The sequence below is a fragment of the Helicobacter bilis ATCC 51630 genome (assembly GCF_000686565.1).
Classification (GTDB): Bacteria; Campylobacterota; Campylobacteria; order Campylobacterales; family Helicobacteraceae; genus Helicobacter_A; species Helicobacter_A bilis.
This window is the reverse complement of the sequence record NZ_JMKW01000044.1, coordinates 1-18,348: the sequence shown is the minus strand read 5'-3', so window position 1 is coordinate 18,348 and position 18,348 is coordinate 1. Positions and strand designations below refer to the sequence as shown.

Sequence of the window (18,348 nt, the reverse complement as noted above, 5' to 3'; positions counted from 1 at the left end):
GCACGATATATTGAATCTAGAATTACTTATCACAAAATATGGCGATATGCTGTTTGTCATAGATGAGGCGTATTATGAGTTTTGTGGTAAAAGTGTGGCATATTTATTACCAACAATGCAGAATTTTATCATCACAAGGACTTTTTCAAAGGCATTTGGCTTAGCATCATTTCGTATAGGCTATTGCTTAAGTTCTGCACAAAACATTGCTACATTAAATTTACTTCGTAACGCAAAAAATATTACTCATCTCTCACAAGTAGCAGCCATTGCAGCACTAAAAGATAAAGAATATATGGAATCTTATGTAAAAGAGGTTGTATTGGCAAGAGAGTTTTTTATAAATGCGTTAGATTCTATGCGAGAGTTTAAACTTTATCCATCAAATGCTAATTTTGTTTTTATTCAGCATAGGGATATAAATGGATTAAAAATGTTTTTAGAAAAAAGGAATATTTTTATACGAGATTATTCGCATATTGTAGATAAGCATTGTCGTATCAGCATAGGCACAAGAGAGCAAATGCAGTGTGTTGTTAGAGAAATAAAGAGATTTTGCAATGAGTGATTGGAGAAAATGCTAGATGATAGAGCAGAATAATAGAGTGTTGGCATTATTTGATTTTTGTGAAACGCTTGTAGAATTTCAAAGTGCAGCAAGATATTTAGAGATTATCGCAAATTATCGTGGCTACAATATGAAACAAGGTCTGGGACATAGAGTGTGTGCTAAATTGAAGCGTAAAGTAGGCAAGAGGATTCAAAAAGTTTTACCTAAATCATATCGCAATAAGTTTATTCAAAAACCTGTTAATTTTGAAGTTTTGCGGGGATTAGGTCTAAAAGAAGCAGAAAATATCGCACAAGATTTCTTTGAAAAAGAATTGCTTTTGCGTGTTAATGAACGCATTATGGAGCGTGTGCGTTATCATCAAAAGTTGGGGCACACCATAGCGATTGTATCAGGTGGCTTTGAGATATATATTCGCATTTTTGCAAAGCATTTTGGGATTCAATATGTTGTGGCGGTTTCGCTGGAGAGTAGTGAGGGGGTTTTAAGCGGCAATATGGCAGGTATTCATACGATGGAGCATAGAAAGCTTTATAAGTTATCACAAACACTTGATCTATCAATGTATGATTTAGCACAAAGCTATGCGTATAGTGATTGCCCTAGTGATATTCCTTTGCTAAGTTTAGTGGGTAATGGCATTGTTGTAGAATGCGGGAAAGATATAGAATGGGCGAAGATTTTAGGATTTGAGATTGTTTAGGATTTTTGCTTGAACTACCAGTCCTAAACACAACTTAACCACACATTAGCACCAACAAAGAGCCCCATATTAAACATCTTTTATAATTTGATTAATGTGCTTATATCTTACATTCATTGCAAAATAAAAACAAGCTTTCAGACTTTATTAAAGCGATTTGTTTTCCATAATTAACATTATGGAACTCATTTTGTTTCACATATCACAAACCGCACAATACAGAAGGAAATATGCAACAAGACATCTACACAATACATGATAAAAAAGATTCCATCGCAACGCTTTTGCATATTATAGAATCTAATATGCAAAATATGCAGGAAAAAAATATAACACAATACAGCATTCATGCTGAAGTATTTGGCATGATACAAGGCGTTGGGTTTCGCCCATTTGTAGCAACTCTAGCTCATGTTCTGCATTTACATGGCTTTGTGTATAATCAAAGTGGTAGCACACTTATAGCCCTGCATATATCCACACAAAAAGAATGCAAAAGAGAATCTATCCTGCTTTTCTACACCGCATTGCTACTTGCTTGCAAATACACTATAAACCCCAGCACACAAGATCTATCCATTATACAAAAAGCACATAGTATTTTAGAACACATACATACACCAAAACAAGCTTTTATCACTTCATTGCATATCACAATACATACAGATACAGCCCACACACAAGGCTTTCATATTTTAGAATCAAGCACAACGCAACATGCAATACAAGCCCATATCCCCCTTGATACAAAAGTGTGTGAATCTTGCCTAAAAGATATGCGTGATGAAAACTCCAGATTCTATAACTATCCATTTGTTGCATGTGTGAATTGCGGTGCGAGATATAGTATTTTGCACCAGCTTCCTTATGATAGAAAAAACACAAGCATGAGTGATATGGCACTTTGCATAGATTGTGATAAAGACTATAAGAATCTAGCTAATAGACGCTTTCACACAGAACCATTAAGCTGCAATAACTGCCCTATTAAAGTGGAATTTTATCGCTATAATCACCATGAAAAACACTATGATTTAGACGCTATAAAAACCCTTGCTAAAGCGCTTATGCAAAATAATATTGTATTATTTAAAGGGCTTGGTGGCTTTGCCTATATCGCAAATGCAAGAAGTAAAGAAACATTGCAAAAGATAAGAAGCATTAAAAACAGATTGCATAAACCCTTTGTCATTATGGCAAATATGCCTACTTTACGCACAATATCCCTGCTTACCCCACAGCTTGAATCTTTACTCACATCAAAAGAATCCCCGATAGTCATTGTCCCAAAACACCCACAATATAATCTTAGCGATGAAGTGAGTAGTTTGCAGACTATTGGCGTTATGATTCCATATACGGCTATGCTTACGCTGCTATTTTCCTATCTACCACCTGATTTTGCAATGATTTATACTTCAGCGAATAATAAAGGTGAGATGATTGCTACCACACTGCATAATCTAGCCCTTGATAAAATCGTGGATATTGCAGAATCATTATATATACTTGATTATAATCGTGAGATTCTAAACTGCATTGATGATAGCATTTTGCTAGGTATTGATACGACAGAGATTGTGGAAGATCATGCGTTTGAGTGTGGCAATGAGCTTTTAGAGCAAAATTTATAGAATCTAGAAACTATAAAATTTGCACAAAACGCCCCACACCCGTTCATTTACGAATGTGAAAAATCTTGAATATTTTTGTAAAACTTTCACATATAAAGCTTTTTCTCAAAAACTCTCTATCATAGGATCTTCATCAAGCATATTTACTTGATACTTCTCTTACAAGCTTCACTAAAGATATAGCATTTTCACGCGGTAAGTCTTTAATCATGCCATGTCCAAGGTTAAAGATATGCCCAGAATTACGCATAACTTCAAGGATAGAGATAACCCCCTCTTTCATAGAAGAATAGTCATAAAGCCTTGCGGGTTCAAGATTACCTTGCAATACAAAGCGATCGCCCGCCTTTTCTTTTGCCTCTTTCATATCAATCTGCCAGTCAATGCCTAACACATCAAACTTGCCGTGAAGAGATTCTAAAAATGCACCAACACCGCGAGGAAATGCGATAAGTGGAATCTGTGGAAATGTAGCCTTAAGATAATTTGCAATATCCTGCAAATAAAACCAGCCAAACTCTAAATATTTGCTTTTTTCTAACGCATTCGCCCATGAGTCAAAAAGCATAACTGCATTTGCCCCTGCTTTTATTTGCATACTTAGATATTGCTTTATCTCTTCTGTGAGTTTTTGCAATAAAGCATGTAAGAGCTTTGGATTTTGATACAACATTTTTTTACTTTTTTCATAGCTTTTACTGCCATGTCCCTCTATCATATATGTAGCAAGGGTCCATGGCGCTCCACTAAAGCCAATCAATGCTTTATCTTTTGATAATCTTTTTCGCACAGAATCTACGCATTCATACACATAGGAAAGTCTAGTATGTGCGTTTGACTTTAGCATACCTAAACTCTCTTCATCAGTAATTGTTTGTAAAAATTGTGGTCCAAACCCCTCTTTAAACTCTAAAGGAAACCCCATCTCATAAGGAATGACTAAAATATCGCTGAATAAAATCGCCGCATCCACATCTAAAATATCGATAGGTTGTAGTGTAACTTCTGTGGCTAAATCCACTCTTTGACATAAATCAATAAAATTTTTAGCCCTCTTTCTTGTCGCTTTGTATTCATCTAAATAGCGTCCTGCTTGTCTCATCATCCATATAGGCGTATAGGGCGTTTTTTTTCTCAAACATGCGTCAATAAAAATCATTTAGAATCCTTGTATAGCATTTGACATATTGTAATGTGTGAATATGTGTAGGCGGTTAATACAATAGGCGTTGTTTTTCAAGCGACTAATCTGAATCTTCATAAAATATCTCTTAAGTAGTGATCGGATTCTTTACCTATTTGCTAGTATTGATAAAAATCTCAATGTAAGCACACTATAGATAATACATCGTAACAAATGCAAAAATATTTGCTATAATACGCGGATATTTTACAAAATCTTGGAGAAACAAGGTGAATCAAAAATTAGAACTTATGGGGCATGTTATCGCTGGATACCCTGACACACATTCATGTATTCGTGCGGCAACGGGGATTTTGCGTGGAGGCGCAACATATTTGGAAGTGCAGTTTCCATTTTCTGATGGTAATGCAGATGGCGTATTAATACAAAGTGCGAGTGATTATAGTTTGCGTCATGGGTTTATCCCTCAGCATGGATTTACCATTATTGATACACTTGTGAAGAATACTTCAAAGCACATACTTGCAATGACTTATGCAAATATTGTATTGCAGTATGGAGTAAAAGAGTTTGTGAGTGATCTTGCAAAATGTGGTGCTTATGGTGTTATTATCCCAGATTTTGGTTTTGGTGAAGAAGATTTTGGCATGAGGGAGTTATGCAGGGAACACAACATACATTTTATTGAGTTAATCGCTCCGCTTACATCACAAAAGCGTGTGAGAGAAATCGCAAGTCAAACACTCGCACCATTTCTTTATGTCATTGCACGCAATGGATTAACAGGGGGTCAAACACTCATCAATAGGGAAGTTCTTGAGTATATAGAAGATGTGGCTGAAATCTGTGCATTAGAAGAAAAATCAATTATGGTTGGTTTTGGTATTAATCATGCAAGTCAGCTTACCTTATTGCAACATAAAGTTTATGGTGTTGTTGCGGGGAGTTATTTTGTTGATATTATCAATAAGAATCAAGATAGCGAGAATCTTTTGGAGATTTTACAAGATTCCACGCAAAAGCTTTTAGCGTGTGAGTAGTTCTATCCCTTTATGCGGTGCATCTTCACCGCACGATGAAGAATAAAAATGAATTATTTGAATTTGAAGTGGCTGAATCGGCAGTTACTATATAATTTACGCAAATAGCATACAATATGCAAATTTCTACAAAATGGATATGAAATGACAGAAAAGAAAAATAATGAACTCAAATTTATGTTTATTGTGCTAGTTGTAGCATGTGTGCTATTTGTGTATAATGTGGAGTTATATGGCGATGTGTTTCAATTTTTAGCACTTTATTTAGGCATTATTATTTTAGTTTATGAAAAAAATATAAAACGCGTGATTATGCTATCTATTGCAGCTGCCTTTGTTGTTGGCATTGTTTATGCGATAAAATTTGGGTTTATGCAGTTGGCATCTCATAATACAGATTATGCTTCAATATCACTTCGCCCATACGCATTTAATGGGACACCTAGCATATATGATTATAATGGTTTTCCAAGCGGACATACTGCCGCGGCATTTATTGCCGTGGGATTTGCCTTGCGATTTTATAGCAAAAGATGGATTGTATTTTTAGCCCTGCTTGCTATCTTAGTGCCACCATCAAGGGTGCTGACACTATGGCATACGACTATACAAGTAATTGCTGGTGGGATTTTTAGCTTAGTTATAACTTATAGCGTTCTTGTTGTATTGCAAAAGATTCCATATTTTCGCAATGCGTAATTAATATATAAGGAAAGTTATGGATTCTAGTGGTATTTTATTTCAATTTAGCTCTTTTGGGGAGAGTCATGGCGAGGGTATTGGTGGCATTGTGAGTGGCATGCCATCTGGCATAACTATTGATTATGCGTTTTTAGAATCTGAGATTGCAAGAAGAAAGGGCGGGTCCAAGTTTGCAACACCAAGAAAAGAAGAAGATGCTTTTCAGATTCTAAGTGGTGTGTTTGAAGGTAGAAGCACAGGGACTCCCATTGGCTTTTTTATCCCTAATATGAATGTGCGTAGCAAGGATTACACAAAGATTAAAGATGTGTTTCGCCCATCTCATGCGGATTTTACTTATTATCATAAATACGGACATAGAGATTATCGTGGTGGTGGCAGAAGTAGTGCTAGAGAGAGTGTAGCACGAGTGCTTGCTGGTGGGTTAGCAAAGCTGCTTTTAAGGGAGTTTAATGTTGAGATTCTAAGTGGTATTACACATGTAGGCAACATAGGCACAGCTAAGAAGAATCTTAGTCGAGATGATTTTATGAGTGCTAGAGAGAGTGCTATATTCGCCCTTGATAAAAGTAAAGAAGAAGCCATGCAAGAAGAGATTTTGAGTGCAAAAGCAAAGGGTGATAGTGTGGGTGCAAGTGCTTTAATCTCTGTTTTTAATGTGCCTATTGGCTTAGGAGAGCCGCTTTCCTATAAGCTTGATTCTATACTTGCAAGGGATCTTATGGGGCTTAATGCAGTAAAAGCAGTAGAGATAGGCAGCGGCATAGAATCTACAAAGATGTATGGCTCTCAAAATAATGACTATATGGATAAAAATGGTTTTATGAGTAATAATTCTGGTGGGATTTTAGGTGGTATCTCAAATGGGAATGACATTATCATTAAAGTGCATTTCAAGCCCACGCCTAGCATATTTTGTGCGCAAAAAACAATAGATATATATAATAATGAAATAGATATAAAGTTGCAAGGCAGACATGACCCATGCGTTGGTGTAAGGGGTAGTGTAGTGTGTGAGAGTATTGTTGCCCTTGTCTTAGCTGATATGTTGCTACTTAATATGGGTGCAAAGCTAGAGAATCTTAAAAAGATTTATGGGTGAGTTTAGTCTTACTGGACTACTATTCCACAAAATACATACCTTATATGCTGATAGAACACAATGTAAATATCTCTCTTTATGCCATGTTGCACCTAATCTCAAATCCTTTATAAGCATTCTTTGAATATTTATTTATAAAATTTTATATGTTGTAATTATTTGTCTTAATTTATGTATTTTTTACTCATTTTGCTTCTCATATATGCAATCATATTTTCATAATGAATAATTTTTTACAATATTCATTCTTGTTAATAAATCGTTTTTTTTTTGTATTATCACGCAATTTTGAATTTAGGAGTTTTTATTATGGGTTTTTTAGATACACTCAAACGCAACAAGCCTGCACGCAAAAAAGATATTTTGAAGTTAATAGACTTTAACAAAGATTATAGTGAGCTTATCTTGCGTGCCTTAGCTGATCCAAATGGTTTAGGAAAGCTTGATGCTATGATGCATAATGCCTATATGCCAAGGCATTACTGGGAGATTTTTCATCAAATGTATGTGTATGGCAATGCTTACAGCAACGATGGAATAGCACAAAGGGAAATTTGCATTGATTGTGGTGGGCATATTGGTGTATTTACAGATGTTGCCCTGCATTGCGGTGCGATTGTGTATGTCTTTGAGCCAAACAAATATCTTTTTGCTTTTTTACAGAACAAATATAGGGATAATCCAAATGTGATATTACATAATCAAGCGGTTTCAAATAGAAATTACCAAACACAATTTTTGATTGATGAATGTGGTGAGTTATCGCAGGGAAATCGCATTGTAGAAAGCGTGAATCATACGCAAAAATCCTATGAAGTAGAAGTCATTGACTTAAGTCAATATATTAAAGAGCATATCCTGCCAAAGCACAACAAGATAAGTTTTTTAAAGCTTGATGTGGAGGGAAGTGAATTTGACATTATGGAATCTTTACTAGGACAAGACTTACATAAATATATAGGCTACATTGCTTGTGAGACGCACGAAAGATTCTTTAGTGATGGGGAAGAAAAACTAGCAAAACTTAAACAAAACATAGAAGAAAAATTCGCGAAAAATGTGTTTTTGGATTGGATTTGATTCTATGTTTTTAGTATTTTCTTATGTTTTGCCTTCATGGCAAAAATAGACCAATTAAAGCTTTTAAGATTCTAAACTATAAAAACTAATTATAGAAAGTTTTTACAAGCAATAAAATCTTCTTAAAATATATGAGATTCTATTGTCCTGCCAATTAGATTCTATTTCATTAAAGTGGATTTAGAATCTAGCTATTAACTTCAGCTAAAACAGCTAAAAACTACAACGCAAATAAATCACTAAATTCATTAAATGCCATAGATTCTAGCTTGGCTTGATTTTCACACACTGCCTTAATCTGCTCGCATTTTTTGGGGCTAAGTTTTAGGGCGATATTGCGTTCAAATTTGCTCACTAACACAGGGATACCCTCACTTCTTCGGCGTTTATGCCCGATAGGATACTCCACTTCCACCTTTTGGCTCTTACTGCCATCTTTGTAGAAAATCTGCACTGCATTAGCGATTGATCGTTTATCTGCCTCCAAATACTCACGCGTATAGCGATCATCTACTTCTACTACCATTTTATCACGCAGGGCGTCAATGCGTTTATCACTCGCCACAGAGTCTTCATAATCTTCAGCGGTTAGTCGCCCAAACACAAGCGGCACAGCCACCATATACTGAATGCAGTGATCCCTATCAGCAGGGTTTGCAAGCTCGCCGACTTTGTTGATGATTCTATGTCCAGATTCTTGCGTGGTAATCACAATCTTTTCAATAGAATCTAATTTGTCTTTTACTTCATTATGCAGTTTCAAGGCACATTCTACGGCAGTTTGCGCGTGGAATTCCGCTGGGAAGCTGATTTTAAACAGCACATTTTCCATTACATAACTACCAAATTCTTGTGGGATAGTGAGCTTTTTGCCCCGCATTTTTACATCTTCAAATCCCCAAAACTCCGCACTTAACGCACTTGGATAGCCCATCTCACCACTTAATGCTTTCAAGGCTAGATTTACGCCCCTTGAGCTTGCATCTCCTGCCGCCCAGCTTTTGCGTGAGCCTGTGTTTGGCGCGTGGCGATATGTCCGCAACGCCCCGCCATCAATGAATGCGTGGCTTACTGCGTTTCGCACTTCTTCAAAGCTCCCACCAAGCATAACACACGCCACCGCGCTAGAAGCGATTCTAACAAGCAGCACGTGGTCTAGCCCCACTTTGTTAAAGCAGTTTTCTAAGGCAAGCACACCTTGAATCTCGTGAGCTTTAATCATCGCACTTAGCACATCTTTGACTTTTAAAGGCTCTTTACCTTCGGCAATATTTTTGCGGCTTAGATAGTCAGCTACTGCCCAAATCGCCCCTAGATTATCGCTTGGGTGTCCCCACTCTGCGGCTAGCCAAGTGTCATTAAAATCAAGCCACCTAACCATAGCTCCCACATTAAACGCCGCTCGCTCTGGCTCTAGCTGATAGCTAGTCCCCGGGATCTTTGCTCCTAAAGGGCGAAACTCCGCGCCCTCAACAACAGGTCCTAAAAGCTTGGTGCAAGCTGGAAAGTTTAATGCCAAAAGTCCGCAACCTATGGTATCCATAAGGCAGTATCTCGCTGTCTCATAAGCTAAAGGGGAGTTAATCTTATACTCCAACGCATAACGCGCAATTTTTGTTAGCAGCTCATCAAACTCTGGTCGTTTGGTATCCAATGTTCCCATATCGGCACTCATTGTGTTCTCCTTGTAGTAAAGTTGTGTCCGCCTTGCCTTTGCGGTTAAAATCGCGGATTCTGCGTTCGCCAACTTCGGCACTACCGCTTAGGTAGCTTCTCGTTGGCTCACTTGAAAACCACGATTTTTCCTCGCAAAATCAAGGCGTAGCAGAAAATTTTCAAATCAAATAACTCTGCTGTTTATGTTATTTTAGAATCTAGATTCTAGATTCACCGCCGCTGATTGCCAAGCCAAATAGTTAGATTCCCACTCGGCAAAATACAAACCATCTAAGTAGCAAAACCGCACTCCTAAGCGTTAAAGATTTTGCGATGATTTTTTAAGTTTTAATTAGAAAAGCACGCAAAACCAAACGCTCAAGCGGCAAGATTTTTGAGCTAAAAATGGGGCTTTGCAAGGCTTTGGCAAGGAGTTACCTAAGCGGTAATGACGCCGCCAAAGCCGCAGCAATCGCCGTTTTTAGCCAAAAAGCTAACGCACCCACGATTAACGCTTATCCATAGGCACAAACGCTTTGTTTTCCGGTCCTATATATTGCGAACTAGGTCTAATTAACTTATTATTCCCCCTTTGCTCAAAGATATGTGCCAACCACCCTGCTGTGCGTGAAAAGATAAAAATCGGCGTGAAATACGCTGTGGGAATCCCCATAAAGTGATATGTGCTTGCACTATAAAAATCAAGATTGGGAAAAAGCTTCTTTTGCTCCCACATTACCTTTTCTATGGCTTCACTGATTTGATATAGCCCCTTTGTGTCTTTCACATCATCACTCAATCTTTTACTCCACGCCTTAATCACCACATTTCGCGGATCTTTCTCCACATATACGCGATGTCCAAAGCCCATAATCTTATCTTTTCTAGCAAGTTTGTCTAAGATCCCCTGCGTTGCCTGCTCTGGCGTTTTAAACTCTTCAATCAAATCCATTGCCGCTTCATTTGCTCCGCCGTGCAGCGGTCCCCTTAACGCCCCAATCGCCCCTGTAATCCCAGAATACACATCAGACATTGTCGCTGTAATCACCCTTGCGGTAAATGTAGAGGCGTTAAACTCGTGCTCTGCATAGAGAATGAGACTAGCGTGCATAGCCTTTACCCATAGCTCTTTTGGCTCTTTTTGGTGCAAGGATTCTAGAAAATACCCAGCGATAGAATCTTGCTTAGATTCTGTGCTTATCTCCTTGCCATTTGTGTGATAATGATGCCAGAAAGTCAGCACACTTGGGAAAATCCCCAAAAGCCTTGTGCCAATTCTCTGCTGATTTGGAAAAGATGCTTTAAATACATCATATTCTTCTCTCTCTAAACAGCCAAGCGTAGAACAAGCTGTCCGCATAATATCCATAGGGTGTGCATCTTTTGGCAGAAGTTTTAGCACTTCTTTTAGCTCTTTTGGTAAGCTCCTAGCGGCAATCAATTCCTTTTTGAAAGATTCTAGCTCTGCTTTATTTGGTAGCTTTTCTTTTAATAGCAAATATGCCACTTCCTCAAACTCACAATGCTCAGCTAAATCATAAATATCATAGCCTCTATAATTTAGCCCGTGTCCTGTGCCACAAGTGCAAATCGCGGATTCTCCTGCGCTTATCCCTGCTAAGCCACCTACTTTTTTTGCCACTTTTTCCGTTGGTGCTGCCATTTTCTCTCCTTTCTCTTAAGTTATTTTTTGCTTTTAAAGAGTGTATCTAGCTTTTGCTCATACTCGTGGTAGCCAAGCATTTCATACAGCTCATCTCGTGTTTGCATAGAATCTATGCTATTTTTCTGTGAGCCATTGTTGATAATATCTCTAAATACCGCTAAAGCCGCCTTATTCATCGCCCTTGCTGCTGAAAGCGGATACAGCACCATAGAGATTCCCACATTTGCTAACTCATCACGCGTGAAATAAGGCGTTTTGCCAAACTCTGTGATATTTGCTAACACCGGCACTTTTATGACTTCAGTAAATTGCTTATACTCTTCTAGCGTATGGATTGCTTCGGCAAAGATCATATCCGCCCCTGCTTCTACATAGGCTAATGCTCGCTCAATCGCTGCTTGTTGTCCCTCACTTGCGTGTGCATCAGTCCTTGCCATTACCACAAAGCTAGAATCTAGCTTTGCGTCCATTGCTGCTTTTATCCTATCACACATCTCTTCTTTGCTGACAAGCTCTTTGTTTGGGCGGTGTCCGCAGCGTTTTTGTGCGACTTGATCTTCTATGTGGCAGCCCGCTGCTCCACTTCGCGTTAAGTCTTTAATCGTCCTAGCGATGTTAAATGCCCCACCCCAGCCAGTGTCCGCATCTACAAGCAAGGGCAAATCACTCACTGCCGTGATTCTTCTCACATCAATGCAAACATCTTCTAATGAGCTAATGCCAAGGTCAGGCACACCTAAGCTCATCGCCGCTAATGCACCGCCGCTTAGATACAAAGCCTTTGCACCGCTTTTTTGTGCTTGTATAGCAGAGTAGGCGTTAATCACACCTATGATTTGCAAAGGAGTATTTTCCTTTAATGCTTCTCTAAATTTCTGTCCTGCTGTTTTCATTTTGCCTCCTTTATGGTTTTAGATTTGGGATAGCCAAGATTCTCTAATGCCTTTTGTATCTCAGGCATTACACTAGAATCTTCAATCGTGCTAGGCATTTTCCATTCATTACCATCGGCAATATCACGCATTGTGCCTCGCAGGATTTTACCACTTCTAGTTTTTGGCAGTCGTGCCACCACTGCGACAATATGCAGTGAAGCTACCGCACCAATCTCTTCTCGCACAAGCTGCACAATGCCTTCGCACAAGCTTTGCGTATCTCTTTCCAGCCCATCTTTTAGCACGACAAAGGCAAGTGGAATCTCCCCTTTTAGCTCATCATTTACACCAATGACCGCACATTCTGCAATATCTGGGTGCTTAGAAATAGCCTCTTCCATACCGCCAGTTGATAGCCTATGTCCTGCGACATTGATGACCCCATCCATTCGCCCCATTACAAACACATAGCCATCTTTATCGATATAGCCGCTATCACCGGTGAGATAGTAGCCCGGATAGTGATTAAGATAGGAGTTTTTATATCTCGTATCATCGCCCCAGATTCCCATTAGACACGCAGGGGGCAGGGGCAGCTTAATCACAAGATTCCCTAGCTTGCCGGCTTTGCATTCCTTGCCCTCTTCATCTAGTACTTTTAGGTTAAAGCCGGGCATTGGCTTTGTAGGAGAGCCGGGCTTTACAGGCATTTGCTCTAATCCTAGCGGATTTGCCGCGATTGCCCAGCCGGTTTCTGTCTGCCACCAGTGATCTATTACAGGCTTTTGCGTCAGCTTTTCAATCCATTTTAGCGTATCGCTATCACACCGCTCCCCAGCGACAAAGACTGCTCTAAGGGAGCTAATATCATATTTTTTAAGCCATTCGCCTTTAGAATCTTCTTTTTTAATCGCTCTAAATGCTGTTGGTGCAGAAAATAAAATATTGACTTTATATTCTTGCACCACACGCCAGAATGCTCCCGGATTTGGCGTTTTAACCGGCTTTCCTTCATACACAATAGTCGTGCAGCCATTCATCAAAGTGCCATAGACAATATAGCTATGCCCTACAACCCAGCCTACATCACTTGCCGCCCAAAAGACATCGCCGGGCTTTGCGTTGTAGATATTATCCATAGACCACTTCATCGCCACAGAATGCCCACCATTACTGCGGATAACACCCTTTGGCTTACCAGTTGTCCCAGAAGTATAAAGCACATAAAGTGGATCAGTCGCATCCACAGGCACACACTCTACCGGCTCTGTTTTTTCTTCTTCACTCTCCCAATCCACATCACGCCAAGGTAGCATATTCGCCCTCTCTTGTGGGCGTTGCCAGATAAGGCAGGTGGTGGGCTTATGGCTAGAGCTTTTAATGGCTTCATCTAAGATAGGCTTATACTTCACCACGCGTGAAATCTCTATCCCACAAGAAGCACTCATAATAACTCTAGGCTTGGCATCTTCAATCCTAGCGGCTAGCTCGTGTGCGGCAAACCCACCAAAGACCACGCTATGAATCGCCCCAATCCTAGCACAAGCAAGCATTGCAATCACTGCTTCTGGGATCATAGGCATATAGATAAGCACTCTATCGCCTTTCACCACGCCTTTATTGACTAAGATTCCAGCGGTTTTTGCCACTCTTTTGCGTAGTTCTTTATAGGTGTAAGACTTTTTTGTGTCCGTTACAGGCGAGTCATAATGCAATGCCACTTGATCGCCTCTGCCATTTTCTATATGCAAATCAAGTGCGTTGTAGCAGGTATTCATACACCCACCGACAAACCACCGATAATGGTCATTTACAACATCAAGCACCTTATCCCATTCGTGATACCAATGCACTTTTTTAGCAGCTTCTGCCCAAAAGGCTTCTGGATTCTCAATGGATTGTTTATATACTTCTTCATATACCGACATCTATATCTCCTTTAAATAAGATGAATTGCTTGTATGCAAAACTGATTTTTGACATATAAAAATATTTTGTATAATTAATTTTGCGAGTAAGTGTTTCTGCAAGTAAAAAGTTATGATACAATTTTTTATAATATAAAGTGAGTTAAAGTTAGAATCTCTATTTAAGGTGTTAAACATTTTTCTACAAAAAATACTATTTAAAACACAAATGCAACACATATTTGTCCTTTATATTCCTACTTTCATAACTTTATTGCTTTTTTATGCCTTTATTCTAATTTATCTAATTTTTAACATTTTTGTCAATAATTGCTTTTTATTTTGTATAAAATTTTTTATTTGCTAAAAATTATTCATGAGAGATATTGTAAGAAAATTGCGATAAATTACCGCTACAACCTTATTTGTCATTGCAAATGATACATATAAAATGGATATAATTTTATGTGATAAAAGGTAAAATTTTATAGTAACATATTGTAACAATATAGAAAAAGGAATACTTATGTTTGTTGATAGTGTATCAATTTTTATTGGATCTGGACATGGTGGGGCTGGTGCGGTTAGCTTTAGAAGAGAAAAATTTGTCATTCAAGGCGGTCCTGATGGTGGCGATGGTGGTCGCGGTGGTGATGTGTATTTTTTAGTGGATAAAAACACAACCACACTTGCAAAATTTCGCGGACACAAAAAGTATTTAGCTGGTAATGGAATGCCCGGTATGGGTAAAAATTGCAATGGAAAAAAGGGTAAAGACATAGTTATTAAAGTCCCACCCGGCACACAAATAATTAATGAAGAAAATAATGAGATACTGCTTGATTTACTCATAGATGGAGAGAAAGTAAAATTACTTAGTGGCGGTAAAGGTGGGCTTGGCAATACGCACTTTAAAAATGCGAGTAATCAACGCCCAACTTATGCACAAAAAGGACTACCGGGCATATCTTTACAAGTGCGTTTAGAACTAAAATTAATCGCTGATATAGCCCTTGTTGGATTCCCAAATGTTGGCAAATCAAGCCTTATTTCCACAATCACAAACGCACGACCAAAAATCGCTGATTATGCCTTTACTACGCTTATCCCAAATCTAGGTGTAGTGGATATTGATGATTTGCATTCATTTGTTATTGCTGATATTCCGGGCTTAATACAGGGGGCTAGCACAGGCAAAGGGCTTGGCTTACAATTTTTACAACATATAGAACGCACAAAGCTATTACTTTTTATGCTTGATTCTTCATATTTTACTATGAATATAACACAACATATTGATACACCATTGCCACAAGATTCTGATATAGAATCTTTATTTGCCACACAGGACTTAGCACATAAGGCTTTGCTAAATCAATTTAGCATTCTATATAATGAGCTTTTATGTTACGCTCCAAAACTTGCAAATAGATATTATGCAATAGCTTTTACAAAAAGCGATGTAGAGTTATATGAGGGTTTTTGCGACTTTTCTTTTAAACAACACGAAAACTTACAATTGCAAACAAAAGCCTATATTTCACAACCACTGCTTGACTTTATAGAGAATGGAATCTCTATGGATTCTATAAAAGATGATACAAGCAAAGAAGAAAGTTGTATCAATAATGAAAAAGGCAAAGACAACTCATCACTAAAACCCCCACTTTTCATTCTACCTATATCAAGTGCTACACATTGTAATTTAGAATCTTTAAAATCTCTGCTTTATTTTGCATTGCAAGGGATTGGGTAAAGAATCTTATGTGGGTTGTAAAGCAGATATGGCATAATAGAATCTAAAATTTATAGTATAAATGCTGTCGATTGTAATAGAATCTTGTTGCCTTAGTCTTATCAAGCAAGATTATTACAACAAGATTCAAAAGATTCTAAGTTTTAAGAGGCTGATATGAAAAAGATGGTTATGTTTCTAAGTTTAGTAGCTTTTAGTCATGCGGATATAACAAGCGATGCGATACATTGTCATTATGGCAATAGTTGCTTAGAGGAATATGGCACACTTTTAAAAAAATGTGTGATAAGGATAATAAAGAAGCATGTAACACTTTATCTAAAAACTATTATAAAGCACGAGATTCAAGCAATGGCGACTACTACGCATGTAAAGCAGGTGTTAGCGAAATGTGTGATGGTGGTGAAACTATAAGCAAAAATTCTGCCAATATAGACACAAGGGATACAAATTTGGCACAACCAATATGGAAATGTACTCGCTGAAGTGCATGATTATGGAAGGTAAACCGCATAGACCTATAAAACACTATTTTACAGGAAAGTGTATGAATGGACAAACTCTTACAAAATTCGCATCACAAAGGCTAAAACACGATAATGAAAAAGGCGATAAATAAAATTTCATAAAACCTAAGATTTATTTTTTTGCACCCTAAATCCTGCACCTACTCCAATGGGATAAAATCTAAATTCCACATTACAATGAAATCAAAACAAACATAAGAAGCACAAAAACTAAGCAACAAAACCAAACACAAAGCATAAATAAAAAAAGCCAGATTAAATATAGATGTAAAAACAGGATTAAATATGGATACAAAAATAACAATCGCATTATTTGCAATCGCTATGTTTTTATATATGCAGCTAAACTCTAAGCTAGATTCTATAAATTTAGGAATAGATTCAAACACAGCAATATTAATAACACTTAGAGATAGGCAAAAGCTAAATGAAGCAAACGATAAAATAGCATTATTAAAAAACAACATGAAAGCCCTAGAGAATACAGAATGTAAAAAATGCCATGTATTAAATGAAAACTTATTATTACCTATTGATAATAAAAAAATAAGCTATGAAACTTTTTACTCAATAGTAAGAGAGGGTGGCTTATATATGCCTAGCTTTAATACTGAAGCAATAAGCGAAAGCAAATTGCAAAGAATATATATGCGACTTTATATGAAAGCAAATAAAATGATAAAGATTCTAACATTATGTAAGGCTTTGTCATGTTGAGCGAAACGAAACATCTTTTTTATTTGCAAAGTAGAGATACTTCACGCTAAAGCGTTAAGACATGACAAGGAGGGCAGATGTTTCGCCTACGGCTCAACATGACAAGGGATTAAACCAGTATGACAAAATAAAAGACACATTCACAGACACGCAAGGAAATACACATAGTGTAAAAGATTTTTCAAATCACTTACATACACAAGCAAAAGAACAAGAGAATAATTTTAAAGGCTTTTTACAAGGTTTAAAGACTGAAAATAACGCCATAATAGACACACATATAACAAAATCAATAGAATCAATAGAAAGCAAAATAAGACGCAAAAGTGGGAAAATAAAGGGAATAAATCCACATGTTGAGTCACAAAACCCACATACTGATATGCAGTCTCGTCATGTTGAGACGAAGCGCGAAACATCTTCTTTGAATGAAAAAATCGATTCTAATTTCACATACACCACACAAGAAACAAAAGACATAAAAGTTTTAAGAAATGATTTAATAGGAGTATTGAGCCCATATAAAACCCAGCCCATAACAAACAAAGAAACAGGAATGCAAGGCTTTATAACGACTGATGAGATTAATAAAATATCAAGTAAAAAGGCAATAGATAAAAGTATCGCAAACGGATTTAGTAGAGACGAGCATTTTAAAGTGGCACAAGATTTAAAAAGTTTATTTGAAAATAGTAAATTAAAAGAATCACACGCAGACAATAAGCAAAGGGAACATATAAAAGTGCATAGATTTATACAAGATTTAAGTATAAATGATAAAGAAGCACAAGCAAAAATTACACTATTTGAAAAAATAGAGGGGAAAAACAGAATCTATACTTTAGAATTAGAAAGTTTAGATAAACCCGATTCCTTAAGCGTTAGTATGCGTAACGCAGAATCGGCGGTTAAAGCTCAATCGGTGGCGACCGCACACCCTGAAACCACTACTATTGCTAAAACCGATACTGACATTATACCACAAAACCTGCCAGAAGTCTATAAACACATGCTAGATGAAATCGACAAACAAGCAAAACAAGATTATAAAACAAGCATTGATAACTTGCAAAATGCATTAAATGATACAGACTTTAAAGCTACATTACTGCAAGGCTACAAACAAGTAACAGATGATGCAATTGAAAGCTTAGGACTTGATAATCAACTCACAAATACTTTAATACGAGAAACCCAAAAGCTAGAATCTAAAGCAAATATAAGCCTAAGCGAAGCCATAGAATTACGCAAAAATATAAATGAAATCA

Annotated in this window: 16 protein-coding genes; 11 read left to right on the top strand and 5 right to left on the bottom strand. The window is 37.4% G+C overall.

What is annotated here, in order from left to right; all coding sequences use genetic code 11:
- From T368_RS13685 to T368_RS0108555, 3 genes are all read left to right on the top strand, one after another.
- Positions 1-568, top strand: a 568-nt coding sequence (locus tag T368_RS13685; RefSeq protein WP_211248558.1) for an aminotransferase class I/II-fold pyridoxal phosphate-dependent enzyme, incomplete at its 5' end; no start/stop codon positions are given.
- A 16-nt stretch (positions 569-584) separates the two neighbouring features.
- Positions 585-1,274 (top strand): HAD-IB family hydrolase, encoded by a 690-nt coding sequence (locus tag T368_RS0108560; RefSeq protein WP_004085130.1) that lies wholly within the window; start codon positions 585-587, stop codon positions 1,272-1,274.
- A 230-nt stretch (positions 1,275-1,504) separates the two neighbouring features.
- On the top strand, positions 1,505-2,908 hold the full coding sequence (locus tag T368_RS0108555; protein ID WP_004085131.1) for a Sua5/YciO/YrdC/YwlC family protein: 1,404 nt from the start codon (positions 1,505-1,507) through the stop codon (positions 2,906-2,908).
- A 133-nt stretch (positions 2,909-3,041) separates the two neighbouring features.
- On the opposite strand, the gene hemE is transcribed toward T368_RS0108555, so the two are convergent.
- A complete protein-coding gene (hemE, locus tag T368_RS0108550; RefSeq protein ID WP_004085132.1) occupies positions 3,042-4,067 on the bottom strand; it encodes a uroporphyrinogen decarboxylase in 1,026 nt (341 codons plus the stop codon).
- A 254-nt stretch (positions 4,068-4,321) separates the two neighbouring features.
- Between hemE and trpA the strand changes: the two genes are divergently transcribed.
- The 4 genes from trpA (at position 4,322) to T368_RS0108530 (ending at position 7,976) form a co-directional block, all read left to right on the top strand.
- Positions 4,322-5,092, top strand: a complete 771-nt coding sequence (gene trpA, locus T368_RS0108545) for a tryptophan synthase subunit alpha (RefSeq protein ID WP_004085134.1) — start codon at positions 4,322-4,324, stop codon at positions 5,090-5,092.
- 144 nt (positions 5,093-5,236) lie between these two features.
- The gene (locus T368_RS0108540) at positions 5,237-5,791 is read left to right on the top strand and encodes a phosphatase PAP2 family protein (protein WP_004085136.1); all 555 of its coding nucleotides are present in this window, start codon (positions 5,237-5,239) and stop codon (positions 5,789-5,791) included.
- A 19-nt stretch (positions 5,792-5,810) separates the two neighbouring features.
- On the top strand, positions 5,811-6,896 hold the full coding sequence (aroC, locus tag T368_RS0108535; protein ID WP_004085138.1) for a chorismate synthase: 1,086 nt from the start codon (positions 5,811-5,813) through the stop codon (positions 6,894-6,896).
- Positions 6,897-7,205: 309 nt separating this feature from the next.
- The gene (locus tag T368_RS0108530; RefSeq protein ID WP_004085140.1) at positions 7,206-7,976 is read left to right on the top strand and encodes an FkbM family methyltransferase; all 771 of its coding nucleotides are present in this window, start codon (positions 7,206-7,208) and stop codon (positions 7,974-7,976) included.
- Between the two features lie 220 nt (positions 7,977-8,196).
- Here T368_RS0108530 and prpD read toward each other — a convergent pair whose 3' ends face one another.
- From prpD to T368_RS0108510, 4 genes are all read right to left on the bottom strand, one after another.
- Positions 8,197-9,651: a 2-methylcitrate dehydratase gene (gene prpD / locus T368_RS0108525; protein WP_004085143.1), complete on the bottom strand. Its 1,455-nt coding sequence runs from the start codon at positions 9,649-9,651 to the stop codon at positions 8,197-8,199.
- A 489-nt stretch (positions 9,652-10,140) separates the two neighbouring features.
- A complete protein-coding gene (gene prpC, locus T368_RS0108520) occupies positions 10,141-11,295 on the bottom strand; it encodes a bifunctional 2-methylcitrate synthase/citrate synthase (protein WP_004085144.1) in 1,155 nt (384 codons plus the stop codon).
- A gap of 20 nt (positions 11,296-11,315) precedes the next feature.
- Entirely contained in the window at positions 11,316-12,191 is an 876-nt protein-coding gene (gene prpB, locus T368_RS0108515; protein WP_004085145.1) for a methylisocitrate lyase, read from the bottom strand.
- The gene (locus tag T368_RS0108510) at positions 12,188-14,101 is read right to left on the bottom strand and encodes a propionyl-CoA synthetase (RefSeq protein WP_004085146.1); all 1,914 of its coding nucleotides are present in this window, start codon (positions 14,099-14,101) and stop codon (positions 12,188-12,190) included. The genes prpB and T368_RS0108510 overlap by 4 nt, the downstream gene beginning before the upstream one ends.
- 505 nt (positions 14,102-14,606) lie before the next feature.
- Here T368_RS0108510 and obgE point away from each other — a divergent pair.
- The 4 genes from obgE to T368_RS14605 all read left to right on the top strand — a co-directional run.
- Entirely contained in the window at positions 14,607-15,836 is a 1,230-nt protein-coding gene (gene obgE, locus T368_RS0108500; protein WP_004085149.1) for a GTPase ObgE, read from the top strand.
- Positions 15,837-15,992: 156 nt separating this feature from the next.
- Positions 15,993-16,250, top strand: a complete 258-nt coding sequence (locus T368_RS13680; protein ID WP_004085151.1) for a hypothetical protein — start codon at positions 15,993-15,995, stop codon at positions 16,248-16,250.
- Positions 16,251-16,648: 398 nt separating this feature from the next.
- A complete protein-coding gene (locus T368_RS0108485) occupies positions 16,649-17,080 on the top strand; it encodes a hypothetical protein (RefSeq protein ID WP_004085153.1) in 432 nt (143 codons plus the stop codon).
- 61 nt (positions 17,081-17,141) lie between these two features.
- Positions 17,142-18,348, top strand: a 1,207-nt coding sequence (locus T368_RS14605; protein ID WP_051591326.1) for an LPD3 domain-containing protein, incomplete at its 3' end; no start/stop codon positions are given.